Source organism: Arthrobacter sp. R1-13 (assembly GCF_054161475.1).
The window spans coordinates 3,229,219-3,243,062 of the sequence record NZ_CP096420.1 but is presented as its reverse complement, the minus strand read 5'-3'; the positions used below and the strand labels follow the sequence as shown (position 1 = coordinate 3,243,062).

Below are 13,844 nucleotides of genomic sequence, written 5' to 3'. Positions count from 1 at the left end.
AACAAACGCTCCCTCACGTTTCGCTGGTTTTACGATAACGCTCCCTCACATTTCGCTGGTTTTAGGCTAACGCTCCTTCACATCGCGTCGACAAATCCTGACGCTGCCGGGTGGTCGAGCCGACCGGTGCGAAGCATCCGACGGATTCTGATTACGGCTTTTTGGAATCTGTCGCTGAGATCTTCTTTATCGAAGATCAGTACGTCCCAGCCAGCGGCTTCGAAAGCCTTATCCCGCCGCCTGTCGCTCAGTCTCTGTGGCTCCAGAAGGTGATGACCGCCGTCGTACTGGATTGCTAATCGGCGCTGACGATAGCCAAGGTCGCACGTAGGCGAGTTCGTGTCTTCCGGCCTTAGTGTCAGCTGCAGCTCAGGTTCTGGCAGATTTGAGTCGGAAATTGCCAGGCGAAGCAGTGTCTCGGGTCCTGAGTCGGCCCCCACCCGCATCAGCTCCAAGGCTTCCCTGGCTCGCACAACCCCCTGAAGGTTTGGGTGGCGGTCCACGAGGGAGCCCAGGCCTGCCAATGTATCCAACGGCTGAGATCTCCCTTCGAAATGCAGACGCGGAATCCTGATCAGCTGGTCTCGCATGGATACCAGATCGTCTAGGGACAGCCGTCTGGCCATATCGAGCCACGTGCGGGACGAGGTGCTGATCCGAATTCCGTCTGTCACTTCGATTTCATCTTCCCGAGCCAGAACTGTATGGCCAATTACTCCTTTGCGGCGTACTCCTGGGAGTAATCGGGGCTTGCTCAAGTGGAGTTCAGCTGACTCGGCAAGCCAAGGCGGCAAGATCAAACACTTTATGCGTGCGGCAGTGACATGGGAGATCCAGGCTCCCGGAGATGCGTCGGACAGAGCCCTCGCCGCCGCCTCCAACTCAAAGTCCCAACTGACGGGGCGGTACAGGCCCCGGCTGATGTGTGCCACATCCGAATTTCGCAATCTGCTCTCCGTGACGCCGAGTCTCACGGCAGTTTCAAGAGTGAAAGGCATCGTCCCAAGGTCGCCCGGCAGGCTGGTTTTTTGCATAGGGGAATTGTTACCCGCCTTGGACAGTTCCTGCAGAAGTTATCCACAGGCGACGATGGTCCTCGCGGGATGTGATGGAGGGTTGGGTTTTTGGGGGCGGGATGTGATGGAGGGTTGGGTTTTTGGGGGCGGGATGTGATGGAGGGTTGGGTTTTTGGGGGCGGGATGTGATGGAGGGTGGGGTTAAAACCGGCGAAAGGTGAGGGAGGGTCAGGTGAGGCCTACCGGGTTGCCGTCGGCGTCTACGTCCATGCGCAGCGCGGCGGGGTCTTTGGGGAGTCCGGGCATGGTCATAACGGCACCGGTGAGGGCCACGATAAAGCCGGCCCCGGTCTTCGGCAGGAGATCTCGCACATGAATGATAAAACCCTTTGGTGCGCCCATCCGTGACGCATCATCACTGAAGGAGTACTGGGTCTTGGCCATGCAGACGGGCAGCACGCTCCAGCCGTTTTTCTCGATCTCCGCCAGCCGCTTGAGGGCCGGTACCGAGAAGTCGACGCCGTCGGCACCGTACATCTCCTGCACAATGGTTCGGATCTTCTCCTCCACAGAGATCTCCAGCGGATAGAGGTGTCGGAAAGTGTGCGGAACGTCCAGGGCGGCCGCCACCTTCACTGCCAGATCGTCGCCGCCGTCTCCGCCACCTCCGCGGCCCCACACATCAGCGACGGCGGCCGGGACACCTTCCCTGGCGCACCAGTCCATCAGCCAGTCGAGTTCCTCCGTCGTGTCCGTCGCGAACCTGTTAATTGCCACCACGGGTGTCAGTCCGAACTTCTCCACGTTGTGCACATGCCGCTGAAGGTTTGCGACGCCACCCGCCAAGGCCTCGAGGTTCGGTGCAGTCAAGCTGTCCTTTGCCACCCCGCCATGCATTTTCAGTGCCCGGATCGTGGCGACCACGACCACGGCTGACGGTGCCACATCACCTACCCTGGCCTTGATATCCATGAACTTTTCGGCCCCGAGGTCGGCGCCGAAACCTGCCTCGGTAACCACGATGTCGGCCAGGCGGCGAGCAGTCTGGGTAGCAATCAGTGAGTTACAGCCATGGGCGATGTTGGCAAACGGGCCGCCATGGACGAGGGCAGGAGTGCCGGCAATGGTCTGCACCAGATTGGGTTTGATGGCCTCCTTGAGGAGCAGGGTGAGCGCGCCCTGGACCCCGAGATCGGCCACAGTCACAGGCTGGCGCTCATAGGTGTAACCGAAAGTGATCCGGCCCAGGCGTTCCCTCAAATCCCTCAGATCCGTAGCTAGGCAGAAGACCGCCATGATTTCCGAGGCCACGGTGATATCGAATCCGTCCTGCCGCGGAACGCCCTGGACCGGGCCGCCAAGTCCAATCACCACCTCGCGCAGCGAGCGGTCATTCATGTCCAGCACCCGCTTGAACGTCATCCTGCGGGGATCGATGTTCAGTTCGTTGCCTTGGAAAATGTGGTTGTCCACCAGCGCCATCAACGCATTGTTCGCCGAGGTGATGGCATGGAAGTCACCAGTGAAGTGCAGGTTGATCTCGTCCATCGGCAGGACCTGGGAGTATCCGCCCCCCGTAGCCCCACCCTTCATTCCCAGGACCGGCCCGAGCGAGGGTTCGCGCAGGGCAATCATCACCTTATGGCCGGCGCGTGCCAGGGAGTCAGCCAAACCCACCGTGGTTGTGGACTTTCCTTCGCCCGCCGGAGTGGGAGACATAGCCGAGACCAGCACAACCTTCCCCCGCGCTTCCGACGCCGCAAGCCGGGACGGATCGATCTTGGCCTTAAACCGGCCGTATGCCTCGACCGCTTCGTCGTTGATCCCTGCCGCCGCCGCAATCTCCCCGATGGGGCGCATGGTTGCGTGCCGGGCGATTTCAAGATCGCTCATCACCTTTTCTTCAGACATCGTCGTCCTTCAGCTAGGGGGCTAGGGGGTCGCTCGGGCCGGGATCTGCCGGTGTCCAAGATACTGCTCGACGGCGGCGTGGTAGCTTTCCAGCGTAATGGCCGCTGTGCGCTGCCAGCCGAAGCTTTCGGCATGCAGTGCTGCAGCCCGCCCCATATCCTCACGGGTGGTGGGGTCGTCATAGAGAGCTTCCAGGACGTCGGCCCAATCTGCAGGGCTGTGACCTTCAACCAGCAATCCCGTCCTGCCGTGGAAGACAGCCCGGGAAAGCCCTCCCACTTTCGTCGCCACCACGGGCGTTCCGCATGCCTGGGCTTCCAGCGCCACCAGACCAAAGGACTCGCTGTACGACGGCATCACCACGACGTCTGCTGAGCGGTACCAGCTCGCGAGGTCCATTGCGTTGACCGGCGGACGGTGGGTTACGACGTCGTCCATTCCTGCCGCCTTGATGAGGGCTTTCAAATCAAAGTCCTTTGACCCGCTCAACGACCCGAGTATGGTCAGCCGCAAATCGATGTCCGGACGCCGGGTCCGCAACAGCGTGGCCGCCTTTAGGAGAATCTGGGGTCCCTTGAGCCTTTGGATGCGGCCGGCGAACAGCAGGTGGAAGGTGCCGGGCTGCACGCCGTGCTCCTTGCGGGAACGGCTCCGGAACGCGGGAGTGAAGACGGTCAGATCGACGCCGGGAGGGGCAACGTCGATGCGGTCAAAATCGGCGTTGTAGTGGGAAACGAGCTCAGATGCCTCGTGGCCGGTGTTCGCAATAAGCCGGGTGGCGCCGTCGACAATCCGGTGTTCGCCGTCCTCGCGCCGCCTCGGTTCAGGCTTCTCCCCGGAATGCAGGAGCAGGTTCTTGACCTTGGCCATCGTGTGCATGGTGTGCACCAAAGGGACATTCCACAGTTGGGAAAGCTCCAGTCCGGCCACTCCCGAGACCCAGTAGTGGGAATGGATGATGTCGTAGCGCCCGTGTGGCTGGCGCTCACGGATCCGTTGGATTTCCGCAACCATGCTGTGCAGCAGCTCGGGAAGATCCTCCTTGGGGAGCTTCCGCGGCGGTCCCGAAATCACGTTGTGTACACAGACACCGGGATCGGGATGTTCGACGGCGGGCTGCCCGGCATAGGTGGATCGCGTGAAGATTTCCACTTCCACACCGGCAGCGGCCAACGCCGAAGCCAGTGAACGGACATAGACGTTCATACCACCGGCGTCCCCGGAGCCAGGCTGTTCCATGGGAGAGGTGTGCAATGACAGGAATGCGACACGCCGAATCAGGGTCACGGCTCTCCTTTCGGCCTCTCCAACAGCATTCGATAAAACACTACTCCTGTACACCGGGCGCAATTGCAGCCCTGGCCTGGCTGCTAACGTGGCGCCAGTGAGCCGAAAACCAGAATCAGCAGAATCAACAACTTTCCGGATCCGATCCGCGAGCCAGGACGACTGGCCCGGAATCTGGGCCATCATGGAGCCGATCATCCGCGCGGGCGAGACCTATACCTGGGATCCTGACACCTCCGAGGCGAAGGCAAAGGAGATCTGGTTCAAGCAACCACCAGGGCAGACCTTCGTCGCGGTCCAGGACGGCCTGGTGATAGGGACAGGTGAGCTGCACCCCAACTACGGCGGAGCGGGAAGCCATGTGGCCAACGCCGGGTACATGGTGCACCAGGATCACAGTGGGAAAGGCGTGGCTCGTGCCCTCTGCACCTATTCCCTGGAGGCCGCCCGTGAGGCCGGGTTTCGCGCCATGCAGTTCAACGCCGTCGTCGAGAGCAACACGAGGGCCGTAAAAGCCTGGCAGAGCCTCGGGTTCGAGGTACTGGCCACCATCCCCGAAGCTTTCAACCACCCGAAGCACGGCCTGGTGGGGCTTCACGTGATGTACCGGAAGCTGTAGAAGTCCACTGAGTCCGGCTAACGCCAGCGTTCCCGCAATGCCGGGAAGGCCTTTTCGTAGCCGTTCAGCAACTCTGACGCCAGACTGTCTGACGCGATCAACGGATGCCCGGCAAACGCGGCGATCGCAGCGTCGCGATCCCCCATGGTGGCGGCCCGGATGGTCAGCCTTTCCACCTGCTTGATACGGAGCATCAGGGAAAGCTGCGAATCGTTGGGGTGGCTTTGCAGTAGCGGCAGGGCGCCTTCGGGGCTTACAACACAGGGAACCTCGACGACGGCGTCCGTGGGCAGTCCGGGAATCGCGGGTATCGCTGTACTTCCGTTGGCGCCAGAACCGGCGCCGGCTTTGCCGCGGGCAGCGTTGGCAGTATTCAGGATGAGTTCGGCGTTGCCGGCGCCTGCGAGCGCCCGCATCACGGAGAGTGCGACCCGCTCGTAGCCGCCGCCATGAAGGTCCTCGGCGTGACGACCTTCCCCTGCCGGGCGGGCCTCAGCCAGGTAGCCCTCCTCGCGTGAGCGGCGCGCGGACTCCCACAAGGAGTAGGCCGCGGGTCCTGCTACGGCCAGCTGCGGGTAGAGGTCCTGCTGCTGGCTGTGAATGGATTCGCCTCGTGTGCCTTCAGCTGCGCGCATTGCCTCAACGGCTTTGGCGGTGTCGTAGTAGTAGAAGAGGTACTCGTTGGGCAGGCAGCCCAGCTGTGCCAGGAACTGCTGCGGGAAGAGCCTCCCTTCCTCGAAGCCGGCCAGTGCCTGGGCGTCGGACAAAAGCTCCGGCAGCAGGTCATGGCCGCCGGACTCCAGCCGGTACAACCAGCCCAGGTGGTTCAACCCGTAGTAACCCACGCCGTCGAGCTTTCCTTCGGGAAGGGTGGCTCCGGCCGCTTCGGCAGCGCGCCGGACCAGCCCGCTGGCGGAGTCGCAGATGCCGATTACACGGCTGCCGAGGATGGGCCGCAGGGCCTCGGTGACCATCCCTGCGGGATTGGTGAAGTTGATCAGCCAGGCCTCCGGAGCGAGTTGCCGCATGGCCTCAGCCAGTTCCAGCATGGCGGGAATTGACCGCAGGGCGTACGAAATCCCACCCGCTCCGGTGGTTTCCTGCCCTAGCAGTCCCAGCTCAAGGGCGACCCGCTCGTCGGTGACGCGGCCCGCAGTACCTCCTGGTCTGACCGCTGCGAAAACCATGTCAGTGCCGTTCAGGGCTTGAGTAATCGAGGTGGTGGTGCGGATCGTCGGCCGGCTCCCGGATGCTGACGATGCTGATTCATCCGCCATCGCACGGAGAACGGCGCCCATGGCTTCCAGTCTTGCAGGATCAACGTCGTAGAGGACCAGTTCCCGGACCAGGCCGGAGAAGGGCCCGGAGGCCAATGCCCGGTAGACCAGGGGGACACGAAAACCGCCGCCGCCGGCAATCATAAGCCGCATGACCAGAGTCTATGCCTCCCCCTTTCCAGCAGTAGCGTCACAGCGTAGTCTGCGGGACATGGACGCTATTCCCGCCCGACGGTTCGATCCCCTGTCCAGTGTCCGTACTCCGGGGGCAGACGGTTTCGATTTGCTCCTTTCCGGCACGGTTTTCCAGGACATCATTTTCACGGGATTGCCGCATGCACCCGAGCCAGGCACGGAAGTCTGGAGCGACGGCATGGGAAGCTGCCCGGGCGGAGTGGCCAACCAGGCGATTGCGGCTGCGAGGCTTGGCCTGCGGACGGGGTTGGCTGCCGCCTTCGGGGATGACGGGTACGGGGACTACAACTGGAAAATCCTGGCAGGGCAGGAACACGTGGACCTGTCCCTCTCCCGGCGGATTCCGGGCTGGCATTCGCCGGTCACTGTTTCGCTCGGTGTGCAGGAGGACCGTTCCATGGTTACCCACGGTCACCCGGCGCCCTTGACGTCATCGGACCTGATTGGATACCCACCGCCCGCCCTCGCTGCCGTCACCGACCTCGCCGAAGAAATGGAGCCATGGGCGCTCGCAGCCCAGGGAGACGGCGTGAAGCTCTTCGGGGATGTCGGCTGGGATCCGAGCGGGGCGTGGCTGCCCAGCAGGCTGGACAACCTGAAGTACTTTTACGCTTTTATGCCCAACCAGCGGGAGGCTATGGCTTTCACCGGCAAGCGTGATCCGTGGGCAGCACTGTATTCGTTGGCTGACCGGGTTCCTGTTGCGGTGGTGACACTCGGACCTCAAGGGGCAATGGCCGTGGACTCCGAGACAGGCGAAGAGGAGTGGGTGCCATCCCTGCCGGTTCCCGCGCTTGATCCCACCGGCGCCGGTGATTGCTTTGGTGCCGCCTTCGTCGTAGGGTGCCTGGCGGGATGGCCCCTGGGTAACCGGCTGCGTTTCGCCAACCTCTGCGCCGCGCTGGCAGTACAACAGGTGGGTGGATCCTTGGCTGCGCCCGGCTGGGGAGACATCGCTGACTGGTGGAAGAAAGCGAACGCGCGGCCCGAGCGGCAGGGGAGCCAGTGGCTGCGGCGGTACAAGTTCCTTGAGGAGATCGTCCGGGATGTCCCGCCCGAGGCACAGCGACGTGCGACGGCCACCATCGCGCACCTTTCCGATGCGTAACCCGACGGCGTGACCGCCAGTCGCCTGCCGGGGCGGCCAATTAAGCGACTTGTCCGGCCGCTACTAGAATCACTAGGGTGACTTACCCAGCAGCAGGCGGCCCTGCACCGGCGTCGTATGCTTCCCCCAATGTGAGCGACGAGCGGTCCGCCGTCATCGACCTTGAGGCCATCCGCCACAATGTGAGGCGACTGGTAGCCGTGGCTTCTCCTGCGCGGGTCATGGCGGTGGTGAAAGCCGACGCCTACGGCCATGGTGCGGTTCCCGTGGCGAGGGCCGCCCTCGCGGCTGGAGCACAATGGCTGGGAGTGGCCCACGTATCCGAGGCTCTGGCCCTCCGGGCTGCCGGCATCGACGCTCCGATACTAGCCTGGCTGCATACGCGCGAAACCAACTTCGTTGCAGCCGTTGCTTCCGGAATAGATATCGCCTGTTCGGGCTGGGAATTGGACAGTATTGTGGCTGCCGCCAGGGATCAGGAGCGCCCCGCCAGAGTTCATCTGAAGGTGGATACCGGCCTTGGCCGTAATGGCGCCACGATCGAGTTTTGGGACAAGCTCGTGGGCGCAGCGGTTGAATACCAGGAGGAGGGGCTGCTGCGGGTGGCTGGAATCTTCTCGCACCTTGCCGTGGCGGACGAACCCGAGCGGCCCGAGACGGATGAACAGCTTGCGGCCTTCCGCGATGCCTTGGCTGTGGCGGAGGATGCCGGAATAGACCCGGAAATAAGGCATCTTGCCAACACACCCGCTGCGCTGTCCCGACCCGATACCCACTTCGACCTCGTGCGGGTCGGGCTTGGCATCTACGGGCTTTCCCCTTTCAGAGGACAGACTTCGGCCGAGCTCGGGCTGCGGCCCGCCATGACTGTCCGCACCCTGGTGGCGCACTGCAAAGACGTCCCGGCCCATCAGGGAGTCTCTTATGGACTTCGGTACCGCACGGAAAGTGCCAGCACACTCGGACTCATCCCGCTGGGCTATGCCGACGGGGTTCCGCGCGTGGCCACCGGAGGCCCGGTCCGCATTGACGGCGTGACATACCCCGTGGTGGGCACTATCGCCATGGATCAGATGGTGGTGGACTTTGGACCGTTGCATCTGGCGGCCGGAGGGAACAGCAGGCTCGGAAGCGAGGCGGTTCTGTTTGGGGACGGGAACGACGGCGGCCCCACCGCCGATGATTGGGCCCGGGCAGCCGGAACCATCAACTACGAGATCGTGACCAGGATCAGCCCGCGCGTGCCCCGTCGCTACATCAATGAAGAGACGACGCCGTGAGCGCCGAACAGGGCCCGCTGCCCGCCTCAGAGCGGCCCGCCTCAGCCCCATCCCGCTCGGCCCGATCCGACTCAGCCCAGTCGGACTCAGCCCAGTGGGAACAGACGTTCCACGTCGAAACCGCCGAACAGACTCACCAGCTTGCCAGCGCTATCGGCTCGGTACTCGAGGCGGGGGACCTCCTGGTTCTCACAGGGGAACTCGGGGCGGGGAAGACCACTTTTACTCAGGGATTGGGCGAGGGCCTTGGTGTACGGGCAGGCATTATTTCGCCTACCTTCGTACTGGTCCGCATCCATCCCAACCTGTCCGAGGGGCCGCGCCCCGGCGGACCGGACCTGGTACACGTGGATGCCTACCGCCTCGAATCGGCGTCGGAGATAGACGACATCGATCTCGAGAACACGATGGACAGCTCCGTGACAGTGGTGGAATGGGGGAGGGAACGGGTAGAGCACCTGAGTGACAGCCGGCTCGAGGTTGAACTTTATCGCCGGCTGGGATCGGCAGGACTCCCCGGTGTCTCCTACCCAGCGGAGAGCCCGGAACAGGCGAGCCCGGAACAGGCAGCAGTCCTCGATTTCGCTCCCGAGGACGATGACGAACCACGAACCATTGTGATCCGTGGGTTTGGGCCACGGTGGGCCCGGCAACCGTCGTGGCCGGGCATCGCGGAAGGAATCTCCTGATGCTGATCCTTGCCATCGACACCTCGGCTGTCGCCAGTGCCGCCCTGGTTTCCGATGACGCCATGGAAGGCGTGGTGAGCAACTTCTCCACCGAAGACACCCGAAGCCACGCTGAGGTTCTGGCACCAGGCATTAACCGGATGCTGGCAGAAGCAGGCGTCACCGGCTCTGATATCGACGCCATCGTTACAGGGGTGGGACCGGGGCCGTTTACGGGGCTGCGTTCAGGGATCGCCACCGCCCGTACACTGGCATTCGTCTGGCAAAAGCCCCTTTATGGGATGATGAGCCTGGATGCGGTGGCCCTGGAAGTGGCTGAATCAACAGAGGCGGTCCCTGAGTTCATCGTGGCCACCGACGCCCGCCGCAAAGAGGTTTATTGGGCCCGCTACACCCTGGAAGAGGGGCAACTGCCGCAACTCGTTGACGGCCCGCATGTCGGCTTTGCCGTGGACGTTCCGGATCTCCCCGCCTATGGTGCCGGTGCCGGGCTGTACCCCGACGCCCTCCAGGCCAATCCGGACTTCAGCTCCGAGCAGCCGGACGCACTCTACCTGGGGCAATTCGCCCTGGCTCGTTTGGCCGCTGGCGGGGAACTGCCGGATTCCACGCCGCTGTACCTGCGCGAGTCCGATGCCCAGGTCCCGGGGCCCCGAAAGCGGGCGCTATGAGCGGACGCCACGAGGATACGGGCAGTGTGATTCTGCGGGAAATGACAGCCGAAGACATTCCCGCAGTACACCAGCTTGAGCGCAAACTGTTTCCCGTGGACGCCTGGCCACTGCAGATGTTCTTCGACGAGCTGGGCCAGTCAGACACCCGCCACTATCTTGTCGCCGAAGCGGCCGGGACCATCGTGGGTTATGCCGGGCTCATGTGCATCCAGCCCATAGCCGACGTCCAGACCATCGCCGTGATTCCGGAGCAGGAAGGCAAGGGAATCGGCTCGGCATTGCTCACCGCCCTGATCAGGGAAAGCCGCCGCCGGAACGCAGAAGATGTATTGCTTGAGGTCCGGGCGGACAACCCCCGCGCCCAGCAGCTCTACCTCCGCTTCGGTTTCGAGCAGATCCACGTCCGCCCGCGGTATTACCGGGACGGCGTAGACGCCCTGATCATGCGGCTCCCACTATCGGAAACAGTGCCCACAACGGAAGCAGAACGCCCATGAACGGCAACGAGCCGTTGGTTCTTGGAATCGAATCATCCTGTGACGAGACCGGCGTCGGCATCGTGCGGGGAACGTCCCTGCTGAGCAACACGGTCTCATCCTCGATGGAGGAACACGTCCGGTTTGGCGGCGTGATACCCGAAATCGCCTCCCGGGCCCACCTCGACGCTTTGGTTCCCACCCTCCAGCAGTCGCTCGCGGATGCGGGTGTCACCTTGCAAGAGGTCGACGCCGTCGCGGTCACCGCAGGTCCGGGCCTGGCGGGCGCACTCATGGTGGGGGTTTGTGCTGCGAAGGCGCTCGCCGTGGCCACCGGCAAACCCTTGTATGCCATCAACCATCTGGTGGCGCACGTAGGGGTCGGCGTGCTCCAGGCCGATGGTGAAAGGGCAGGAGCCCTGCCCCAGAACCTTGGCGCCCTGTTGGTTTCCGGGGGGCACACTGAAATACTTCGCATCAAGAGCATTACCGACGACGTGGAGATGCTCGGCTCCACCATCGATGACGCGGCCGGAGAAGCCTACGACAAGGTGGCGAGGCTGCTTGGACTGGGCTACCCGGGAGGACCAGCAATCGACAGGCTGGCGCGAACGGGAAACGCAAAGGCAATCCGCTTTCCCAGAGGACTGACCCAGCCGAAGTATATGGGCACCGCAGACGTACCCGGCCCCCACCGCTACGACTGGTCCTTCAGCGGCCTCAAGACCGCCGTCGCGCGCTGCGTTGAGCAGTTTGAGGCGAGGGGAGAGCCGGTTCCGGTTGCGGACGTCGCGGCAGCCTTCCAGGAGGCCGTGGTGGATGTGATCACGTCCAAGGCGGTTCTCGCCTGCCGGGAGAACGGCATTACCAGCCTGCTTCTTGGCGGGGGAGTCGCGGCCAATTCCCGGCTCCGGCAGCTCACCGGCGAACGTTGCAGCGCTGCCGGAATAGCACTGCACGTCCCGCCCCTGGACCTCTGCACCGATAACGGCGCCATGGTGGCAGCCCTGGGAGCCCAGCTCATGATGGCCGGCATCGGGCCCAGCGGGATAGCTTTCGCGCCGGATTCCTCCATGCCGGTCACCACGGTTTCGGCTTAGGCCACGGTTTCGGCCTGAACGACACTTTCGGCTTAGACAAGAACGTTGTAACCCTCGGAGCGGACGATTGCCTCTTCGGGCAGGATGTCTGCCGTGATCAGGTCGCGGTCGTAGACCACCAGCGCAGTGTTTTTCAGGATCTGCTCTCTCGAGACGATCAGGCCGCTCCGTTTATCCCTGGTCAGCCGGACGATCCTGTTGTGCCGTAAAACCTGCCCGCCGGACTCCTGGAAGTACGCGTCTTCTTCTTTGATGTGGAACTTCACCGCGGGTACCTTCTCCGCCCGCAGTTCGCCGCACAGGTGCTCATCGGTGACAGAAACCAGGAACTGAAAGCTCTGCTCGGTGTCATTGCGGACGCGGTAGTCGAGGTAGTTGTAGATGATGGACGTGCCGGATCCGAAGGGGATCTGCCTGTTGAAGTCCGGAAACAGATCCAGTTCGCCGTGGTGATGGTGTTCCACGATGGTCAATTCGCTGTGGAGGACCATCCAGTGCAGCAGGTTTGTGAACTGGCACAGCCCGCCCCCGATCCCTGACTCGGCCCGCCCGTTATTGATGGTGAGACCTTCGCGGTAGCCCTTAGCCGCCGTGCAGCTTCCCACCAGATTCCAGAAGGAAAACGTCTCGCCGGGCCTGATCTCCACGCGGTTTACCAAGGGCGCGGCGATTCCGAGGCTGACGGCTTTGTTCTCCTGAAAGTGCAGGTCGACGTTGCCGAGCTTCCTCCGGATCAGGGAGTTGTGCCGGTAAACAACCACCGGCAGCGTTTCGCCATCTCTGACAGTGGCGAACCTTGCTCCGGAAAACACGTCCTGGAGCTTTCGTTGGAGGACCATCCGCTGTACCGATATCCAGTACGTCAACGGCGACAACTCACAGAACAACTTACGCGGCATACGGTTTTCCCCCGGATCGAACCTGCATGGCAACGTGCCACACTCCTGAAGTTTCCGTTTCGGGGACTTTGGTTACACCGGGCGCGAACTAATTTATTGCCTCGAGGCCGCCGCTCAGGCTGTGGGTCCGTTCCTCATTTGTTTCACGAGGTCGAGGACCACAGCCTGCAGATTGCCGCCGTTTTCAGCGGCGACGCGGCGCTGCCGCTGGTAGCCGGCGCCCCGGCGGATGATCTTTTCGACGTCGGCCAACTCATCCGCGCAACGGAGCTTAGCGGCCACAGGTTCCAACCGGTTAAGTGTCTCCAGGAGGTGGTCGGTCACCAGCTGTTCATTGCCCTTTGCGTCCAGGATGATGATGGCGTCCAGGCCGTACCTGGCGGCACGCCATTTGTTCTCCTGGACGTGCCAGGGCGGCATGGTGGGAATGGTTCCGCCGTTATCCAGGGTGGTGGAGAGTTCGTCGACGAGGCACTGGGTCAGCGCAGCGACGGCACCCACTTCCTCAAGCGTGGCCAGGCCGTCGCAAATCCGCATCTCGATGGTTCCCAGATTGGGAACGGGGCGGATGTCCCAGCGGATTTCCGAGAGGGTGTCGATGACTCCCGTCGTGAACATGTCCTGCACGTACGACTCGTATTCATCCCAGGTGGAGAACTGGAATGGAAGCCCTGCGGTGGGAAGCTGCTGGAACATCAGGGCCCGGTGCGAGGCGTAACCGGTATCCTCGCCGCCCCAGAAAGGACTGGACGCTGACAATGCCTGGAAATGGGGGAAGTAGTTGACCAAGCCATCAACCACGGGAAGGGCTTTTTCCTTGCGGTCCAGGCCGACGTGGACGTGCACGCCGTAAATCACCATCTGCCGGCCCCACCACTGCGTGCGGTCGATCAGCTTGGCGTAGCGGGCCTTATCCGTGACGGGTTGAAGCTGCGGCGGGCTGAAGGGGTGGCTTCCGGCACAGAAAACTTCCACGCCCATGGGGTCGGTGACCTCACGTACAGCGGCGAGGGAACTGCTGAGGTCTTCCTTGGCCTGAGCCACCGTCTCACAGATGCCGGTGACGAGCTCCACCGTGTTCAGCAGAAGCTCCTGCTTGATGTGCGGGTGTTCGTCGTCGTCGTTCAGTTCCGGGTGATTGACGGCAACCCCGCGCAAAACCTCATTGGCAACGGACGCCAATTCACCGGTTTCAGCATTGACGAGCGCAAGCTCCCATTCCACTCCAAGAGTTGATTGCCTGGAGGCAGCAAAATCAATCTTCATGTGGTCCCTTTACGTTTTTACTTGCCGTTGCCGCTGCCTCCCCCAGA

Annotated in this window: 13 protein-coding genes; 7 read left to right on the top strand and 6 right to left on the bottom strand. The window is 62.8% G+C overall.

Annotation, left to right across the window (positions count from 1 at the left end; genetic code table 11):
* Positions 1-77: 77 nt before the first annotated feature.
* The 3 genes from M1D88_RS14925 to mshA all read right to left on the bottom strand — a co-directional run bounded on the left by M1D88_RS14925 (position 78) and on the right by mshA (position 4,214).
* Positions 78-674, bottom strand: coding sequence for a DUF559 domain-containing protein (locus tag M1D88_RS14925; RefSeq protein WP_458111568.1), 597 nt, complete (start codon positions 672-674; stop codon positions 78-80).
* A 570-nt stretch (positions 675-1,244) separates the two neighbouring features.
* Positions 1,245-2,927, bottom strand: coding sequence for a formate--tetrahydrofolate ligase (locus M1D88_RS14920; protein ID WP_458111567.1), 1,683 nt, complete (start codon positions 2,925-2,927; stop codon positions 1,245-1,247).
* Positions 2,928-2,948: 21 nt separating this feature from the next.
* Positions 2,949-4,214 carry a D-inositol-3-phosphate glycosyltransferase gene (mshA, locus tag M1D88_RS14915; RefSeq protein WP_458111566.1) on the bottom strand — a complete coding sequence of 422 codons (1,266 nt, stop codon included), beginning with the start codon at positions 4,212-4,214 and terminating at the stop codon, positions 2,949-2,951.
* Positions 4,215-4,398: 184 nt separating this feature from the next.
* On the opposite strand from mshA, the gene M1D88_RS14910 reads away from it, so the two are divergent.
* Positions 4,399-4,833, top strand: a complete 435-nt coding sequence (locus tag M1D88_RS14910) for an N-acetyltransferase family protein (RefSeq protein WP_458114540.1) — start codon at positions 4,399-4,401, stop codon at positions 4,831-4,833.
* A gap of 17 nt (positions 4,834-4,850) precedes the next feature.
* Here M1D88_RS14910 and M1D88_RS14905 read toward each other — a convergent pair whose 3' ends face one another.
* Positions 4,851-6,263, bottom strand: a complete 1,413-nt coding sequence (locus tag M1D88_RS14905) for a family 4 glycosyl hydrolase (RefSeq protein ID WP_458111565.1) — start codon at positions 6,261-6,263, stop codon at positions 4,851-4,853.
* Positions 6,264-6,321: 58 nt separating this feature from the next.
* On the opposite strand from M1D88_RS14905, the gene M1D88_RS14900 reads away from it, so the two are divergent.
* The 6 genes from M1D88_RS14900 to tsaD all read left to right on the top strand — a co-directional run bounded on the left by M1D88_RS14900 (position 6,322) and on the right by tsaD (position 11,632).
* Positions 6,322-7,413: a carbohydrate kinase family protein gene (locus tag M1D88_RS14900; protein ID WP_458111564.1), complete on the top strand. Its 1,092-nt coding sequence runs from the start codon at positions 6,322-6,324 to the stop codon at positions 7,411-7,413.
* Between the two features lie 77 nt (positions 7,414-7,490).
* Positions 7,491-8,693, top strand: a complete 1,203-nt coding sequence (alr, locus tag M1D88_RS14895; protein WP_458111563.1) for an alanine racemase — start codon at positions 7,491-7,493, stop codon at positions 8,691-8,693.
* Entirely contained in the window at positions 8,690-9,382 is a 693-nt protein-coding gene (gene tsaE, locus M1D88_RS14890; protein ID WP_458111562.1) for a tRNA (adenosine(37)-N6)-threonylcarbamoyltransferase complex ATPase subunit type 1 TsaE, read from the top strand. The genes alr and tsaE overlap by 4 nt, the downstream gene beginning before the upstream one ends.
* The gene (tsaB, locus tag M1D88_RS14885) at positions 9,382-10,053 is read left to right on the top strand and encodes a tRNA (adenosine(37)-N6)-threonylcarbamoyltransferase complex dimerization subunit type 1 TsaB (protein WP_458111561.1); all 672 of its coding nucleotides are present in this window, start codon (positions 9,382-9,384) and stop codon (positions 10,051-10,053) included. The genes tsaE and tsaB overlap by 1 nt, the downstream gene beginning before the upstream one ends.
* A complete protein-coding gene (gene rimI / locus M1D88_RS14880) occupies positions 10,050-10,553 on the top strand; it encodes a ribosomal protein S18-alanine N-acetyltransferase (protein ID WP_458111560.1) in 504 nt (167 codons plus the stop codon). The genes tsaB and rimI overlap by 4 nt, the downstream gene beginning before the upstream one ends.
* Positions 10,550-11,632 (top strand): tRNA (adenosine(37)-N6)-threonylcarbamoyltransferase complex transferase subunit TsaD, encoded by a 1,083-nt coding sequence (gene tsaD / locus M1D88_RS14875; protein WP_458111559.1) that lies wholly within the window; start codon positions 10,550-10,552, stop codon positions 11,630-11,632. The genes rimI and tsaD overlap by 4 nt, the downstream gene beginning before the upstream one ends.
* 32 nt (positions 11,633-11,664) lie before the next feature.
* Here the strand turns inward: tsaD and M1D88_RS14870 are convergent, their stop codons facing one another.
* Together M1D88_RS14870 and M1D88_RS14865 are read right to left on the bottom strand one after the other, a co-directional pair.
* A complete protein-coding gene (locus M1D88_RS14870) occupies positions 11,665-12,471 on the bottom strand; it encodes a VanW family protein (RefSeq protein WP_458111558.1) in 807 nt (268 codons plus the stop codon).
* Between the two features lie 174 nt (positions 12,472-12,645).
* Positions 12,646-13,797 (bottom strand): glutamate--cysteine ligase, encoded by a 1,152-nt coding sequence (locus tag M1D88_RS14865; RefSeq protein WP_458111557.1) that lies wholly within the window; start codon positions 13,795-13,797, stop codon positions 12,646-12,648.
* Positions 13,798-13,844: the final 47 nt, after the last annotated feature.